Origin of the sequence: Peptoniphilus sp. (genome assembly GCF_022767005.1) — a bacterium.
Taxonomy (GTDB): domain Bacteria; phylum Bacillota; class Clostridia; order Tissierellales; family Peptoniphilaceae; genus Peptoniphilus_A.
This window is the reverse complement of the sequence record NZ_JALEOV010000043.1, coordinates 1-5,938: the sequence shown is the minus strand read 5'-3', so window position 1 is coordinate 5,938 and position 5,938 is coordinate 1. Positions and strand designations below refer to the sequence as shown.

Here is a 5,938-nt window from a genome sequence, read left to right as displayed (position 1 = left end):
CTCTTGGCATTTTTTTCTCCTTTTCCAAATAAAAGATCAAACATTCTTAAAAATGGGCAAAAAAAATTTAAGGTAATTAAATTTGCTCAAAAAAAAATCATGCACAAGGACATGATTTTACTCAGTCCTTGGACTGATTTTTTATTTTTTTATCTTTCTTATTAAAACACTTTTAAAATAAAAATGCAAGACTTTTTTTATAAAAATTTAAAAGACCATAAAATAAAATCAAAAAAGGCGTAAATACATACAAAAAAGACATTCATATTATGTTGTCATATAAAACTGTTAAAATTATAAAGAATTTATTGTATAATAAAAAAGATAAGGAGGAGAAGTTATGACAAAAGTTCTCCATTTAATTAGTGGCGGCGACACAGGCGGTGCAAAGACACATATCTTTACACTAATGAAGGGTCTAAGTGGAAAAGTTGAAACAAAAATAATTTGCTTCATTAAAGATACCTTTTATGACGAAGCAAAAAAACGCGGCATAGACATAGAAGTATATCCGCAGGAAAAAAGATCAGACCTTTCCGTCGTTTCTAAATTAAGTGACGAAATAAATAATGGCAAATACGACTTAGTCCACGCACATGGTGCAAGAGCTAATTTTATTTGTATGTTTTTAAAAAAGAAAATACAAGTCCCCATGGTTACTACAATCCATTCAGATTATATGCTTGACTTCAAGGACTCATTTTACAAAAATTTAATCTACACAACATTAAACAAATTGGCGCTTAAAAAATTTGATCACTACATTTGCGTAAGTGATAATTTTAAAAAGATGCTAGAAGACAGAGGTTTTGACAAAGACAAAATACACGTACTCTATAACGGAATTGACACAGATGAAAAAATTGAGTACATCCCAAAAACTGTTTTCTTAGAAAGACACAAGGTAATTTACAATGGCGAGTTTTTAGTTGGCATAGCAGCTAGATTAGATAAAGTTAAGGATCACGAAACTTTTATAAAAGCTTGCAAAGAAACCCTAGAAGTAAACCCAGATATAATTTTTCTTATAGCAGGAGATGGCGACGAAAGGAAAAAATTGCAGGACATGGCGAAAACCTTTGAAATCGACAAAAATATTTACTTCCTTGGATTTATAAAGGACAAATATTCCTTCTTCAACTCCATAGATGTAAATGTGCTAACTAGCATTTCCGAGTCCTTTCCCTATGTGATTTTAGAAGCGGCAATGTTAAGCGTGCCTACAATCTCTACAAAAACTGGAGGTATCCCTGAAATAATAAAGGATGACCAAACAGGATATCTATTCCCAATAGGAAACTTTAAGTCCCTTGCAAGATATATTTTAGACCTTTACGACAATAGAGAAAAACTAAAAACCCTTGGCGAAAATATAAAAAGAGAAGTAAGAGAAAAATATTCTCACAAATCAATGGGCGAGAGACAAAAAGAAATTTACGATGAAATATTAAAAGGAGAAAACAATGAAAATAATTGACAAAAAAGGCAGACTCTTTGGACTAATCAATATAGTCGACCTATTAGTAATAATTTTAATCCTTGCAATTGTTGCAGTGGGAGTAAAGAGATTTGGAACAAAAGCAGCAGTTGGCGAAGCAACTACAAAAAAAGGCATTATAACAGCTGAAGTAAAGGATGTAAGAGATGCCACAGCAAATAACATAAAAGCAGGAGATAAAATCTTCGATTACGACAAGGGAACATACCTTGGCAAAATTGTTACAGCAGAAGTTGAACCCTATAAGGACAAAACTGAATATCAAGGAAAATTTTACAATGCAGAAGTCCCTGGAAAATATAGAGTTATTATGACAATTGATGCAGATGTAAAGGAAACAGAAGATTTTTATCAAGTTGGCACTGAACAAATAAGAATAGGTGCAGAAATGAGAATAAAAAATAAAAACATTACAACATTTATGACAATTCTCGGTATAGAATTAAAGAACTAGGTGATTATTATCAATTCATTAACTATAAGGTTTCTAAATAAAATTTACACATCCTTTGGCGAATATTACGAAAATTCACTAACAAAAAGAGTTCACGATTTTATAACAAAACCGATAGCAAAAACTTTTGCAAACTCAAAGACAAAAAATGTCCTTGTTGGCGATAAAGTTTTATTTGAACATACCTTTATTTATAAAATTTATAGAGGATTATTTAACTTAATAGAAAAATTTATGAACCTACTGGGAAATATTTTTGTCCCAATGAAAAAAAATTCCTTTTTTCTCGGCTCTCTCATGACATCCCTTGATGATTTTGACCAAATTGCAGGCATTATCTCAAACATTATGTTTTATACAGGTATCTTCACATTAATTATTTCATTAATAATTAAGGCAAAGTTAATTATACCAATTGCATTTATAGTTTTGGGATTAATCCTTTCACTGCTAAAGGGAAAATATATGGAAATAATTAGGGACTCAAAGTGCATAGAATTTTTCACAAGCTTTTTTAAACTAGATGAAGGCGGTGAAAACTGGTGGTAAAATCAAAAAAAATTAATTTTATATTATTATCAGCACTTTTCTTGACAATAATATATTATTTTCTAGGAATAAAATTTTTCTTGGCAGCCTTTCTAGGCATAAGCGGTCTTTTACTTGTAATATACGACATAAAAATTGGACTTTTTGCATCAGCATTTTTATATCCTTTTGTACCAGATGCCTTGGGACTAATAATGCTATTATCCATGGGATTTTTTGTCTTACTTAGAACGGCACTTTATAAAGAAAAATTTACAGTAGGAGCAAGAACTGTACCCATTGCAATTTTTGCCTTTATAATAGTTTTTTCAACAATTACATCAATAGACCCATCGGGTTCAATTCGTGACTTAGCACTAAATGCAGCAGGAATTTCCTTTTTATTTGCAATGACAAATTCCATAAAGACAAAGGGCGAACTCAATGCCTTTATATCCACACTACTTTTGTCAGCACTTGTAGTTGCACTACTTGGAGTAATGCAATATTTCACAGGCGTGGAGATGAGACCAGAGTGGTTAGATACAGAAAATAACACAGACATTGCAGTAAGAGTTTACTCAGTATTTTTTAATCCAAATATCTTGGCAGAATACCTAGTGCTAATTACGCCAATTGCAGTGGGGATAACTTGGTACACAAAGAGCATGAGGAAAAAATTCCTTTTCGCCGCATCAACGGGAGTACTTCTTATTTGTATTGTAATGACATTATCAAGAGGTGGCTGGGTAGGAATTGCACTGGCAGCACTTGCCTTTATTCTCTTAGTAGATAAAAGACTTTTGCTATTAGGAGTTCCAATAATTTTAGGTGGACTTGCAGTACTTCCCCAAAAAGTCGTGGATAGAATCACTTCCATTGGCTCAACAGTAGACACATCAAATCTATATAGAATAAAAATTTGGCATATTACAAAAGATGTAATAAGAGATAATTTAGTGGCAGGCGTTGGATTTGGATATATGCCATTTAAAGAAACCTTTGAAAAATATATTAGGACTATGCCCATATACCACGCACACAACACCTATCTCGAAGTAGCAGCAGAAATAGGAATAGTTGGATTTATCTTTTTCATGTTACTATTATTATCAACACTAAAATACGATTATGTAAACCTAGTAAAATCAGAAGACAAATACTTTAAATACCTTGGAGCAGGACTCTTCGCCAGCATCATAGGCATAATGGGACATGGACTTGTAGAACACTTTTTATACATTCCAAGAATAATATTTACCTTCTGGATTGTCCTTGGCATAATATTTACAGCAATAAGAGTAGAAAAAACTGAAAGAGAAAAAGAATTTACAAAAAACACAAAAACAATAGAAGAAAATAAAATAGAAAGAGAAGCTATAACAGAGTGATAAAATGAAGGGTATGAAAAAAATTGTAATATCAGGATACTTTGGATTTGACAACTCAGGCGACGATGCCATATTAAAAGCCATGGTTGAAGATTTTAAAAAACTAAATAAAGAAATAAAATTGACAGCACTCTCAAAAAATCCTGAGAAGACAAAAAAAGTTTACGGCATAGAAGCAGTAAATAGATTTTCATTACCAGAACTTATCTCAGCATTAAAAGACGCAGACCTTTTGTTGTCGGGAGGAGGCTCACTTCTTCAGGATATTACATCGACGAGGAGCATTGTCTATTATCTGTCAGTGATAATAATAGCAAAAATACTTGGCAAAAAAGTTTATGTATATGCCAATGGCATAGGACCAATTGACAAAAAATTCAATAGAATATTGACAAAAAAAGTATTAAACAAAGTAGACTACATCACATTGCGAGATAAATTATCCTATGAATTTGTAAAAAAATTAGGCGTAACCAACAAGAATATGGAAGTTACAGCAGATCCAGTCTTCACGCTAAAATCAGCAGATGAAGAAATAGTTGACGAAATATTAAGAAAAGAAGACATAAAAATAACAGACAAGACAATAGGATTTTGTATAAGAGATCACAAAAAAGATGAATCAATAAAAGAAAAATTTGCAAAAACCATAGATGTCTTAATAGAAAGCGGCTACGACATATTATTAGTCCCATTTCACACACCAAGAGACAATGTCTATTCTCGTGAAGTGGCAGAAAAATGTGTAAACAAAGAAAAAGTCATGCTAATAGAAAATACCTATTCAGCAGGAGAACTCATGGGGATATTTAAAAGATTAAAACTCCTTGAAGCAATGAGACTTCACTCCTTAGTTTACGCAGCCAGTGTAAGTCTTCCCATGGTGGGAATAATCTACGACCCAAAAGTCGAAGCAATGGTAAAAGAACTTGGGATAGGCGAATACGTAGACGTAGAAAACTTTACATCAGAAGAATTATTTAAGAAAACACTGCATGCCTTAGACAACTTAGAAGAAAGGCGAGAAAAAATAATAGAAAACACTGAAAAAATGCGTAGAGAGTCAAAGAAAAATATAGAGATAGCACTAAAAATATTAGAAAAATAAATTTAGAATTATAAAGACGGCAACAGTCGTCTTTTTTTGTTGGAAAAAATAAGTTTTGTCTAAATTTTATTAAAAGCAATTCAAATAAAATAAATAGAAAAGCAAAATTAAGGGCGAAATTAAAGAAATACAAAAACAACAAAAATTTTCACAAAAACACAAGTATTTAAAAAATTTATAGAATAAAAATTTTTAATATGAAAATATCGGCATTTAAGCCAACTATATATATTAACTCATAGAATATCAAGCAGATATACATAAAAGAATTGTATGGAAACAAGTACAAAATTTACGGGGGGGGGTAAATTAGGAGATAATGTTGAAATAATGAGAAAATTTTAAAATTTAGAATTGAATAATAAATGTAAATTTGGTATAATTTTAAACATAAAATAATGAGTTTGGACATATAGATAAAAGAGAATTATATTGACTTATTAATTCTATTTTTACAAAGTAAATTCAAACTTAAAAATTCCAAGTTAAGGAGATGATTTTTTTATATAGGGATTTTAATTAAGAAAGCAAGTAAATTATTATTGAAAAAGGAGAAAGTAAAATGGACAAAAATAAAAAAGTAAACGCAAATCGCGTTGCTGCATATGCATTGTCGGGCGTAATGTTAGCAAGCATGATACCTTACAATGTATTTGCGAGTACAAGTCAAGTAGATAAAATAGTAGCTAACAATGCAATGTTGGCAGCAACTCCAAAAGATATAGCTACAAGAGAAGCTGCACCACCAATGGAATCAGAAGTAAGTGCAGATGCAAGAGATGCAGTTCATGGTTGGGTAGGAATTCAAAGAACTGGAGATGTAAACCTAAACTATGATAATCAAATTGGAAAAGCATTTTTACCAATGAAAGGTGTTAAAGTTTATTTCCAATGGTATGAAGATGGTGGAAAAGTATCACCAGTTTATACAACAACTTCTGGAGCAGATGGAAGATTCC

General features: G+C 31.3%; 6 protein-coding genes. All 6 read left to right on the top strand.

Annotation, left to right across the window (positions count from 1 at the left end):
- Nucleotides 1-340 precede the first annotated feature (340 nt).
- The gene (locus tag MR285_RS03515; RefSeq protein WP_293558086.1) at nt 341-1,477 is read left to right on the top strand and encodes a glycosyltransferase family 4 protein; all 1,137 of its coding nucleotides are present in this window, start codon (nt 341-343) and stop codon (nt 1,475-1,477) included.
- Nucleotides 1,464-1,952 (top strand): DUF4330 domain-containing protein, encoded by a 489-nt coding sequence (locus tag MR285_RS03510; protein WP_293558084.1) that lies wholly within the window; start codon nt 1,464-1,466, stop codon nt 1,950-1,952. Before MR285_RS03515 ends, MR285_RS03510 begins: the two co-directional genes overlap by 14 nt.
- The gene (locus MR285_RS03505) at nt 1,953-2,501 is read left to right on the top strand and encodes a hypothetical protein (protein ID WP_293558082.1); all 549 of its coding nucleotides are present in this window, start codon (nt 1,953-1,955) and stop codon (nt 2,499-2,501) included. It abuts the gene before it with no gap.
- On the top strand, nt 2,495-3,871 hold the full coding sequence (locus tag MR285_RS03500; RefSeq protein WP_293558080.1) for an O-antigen ligase family protein: 1,377 nt from the start codon (nt 2,495-2,497) through the stop codon (nt 3,869-3,871). Before MR285_RS03505 ends, MR285_RS03500 begins: the two co-directional genes overlap by 7 nt.
- A gap of 4 nt (nt 3,872-3,875) precedes the next feature.
- Nucleotides 3,876-4,979: a polysaccharide pyruvyl transferase CsaB gene (csaB, locus tag MR285_RS03495; RefSeq protein WP_293558078.1), complete on the top strand. Its 1,104-nt coding sequence runs from the start codon at nt 3,876-3,878 to the stop codon at nt 4,977-4,979.
- Nucleotides 4,980-5,541: 562 nt separating this feature from the next.
- The coding region (locus tag MR285_RS03490; RefSeq protein WP_293558076.1) for a hypothetical protein at nt 5,542-5,938 on the top strand (397 nt) is incomplete at its 3' end.

Bases quoted from the DNA above. Each gene is read 5' to 3' on its own strand.
- MR285_RS03515 (WP_293558086.1), top strand. From the start codon at position 341: ATGACAAAAGTTCTCCATTTAATTAGTGGCGGCGACACAGGCGGTGCA.
- MR285_RS03510 (WP_293558084.1), top strand. From the start codon at position 1,464: ATGAAAATAATTGACAAAAAAGGCAGACTCTTTGGACTAATCAATATA.
- csaB (WP_293558078.1), top strand. From the start codon at position 3,876: ATGAAGGGTATGAAAAAAATTGTAATATCAGGATACTTTGGATTTGAC.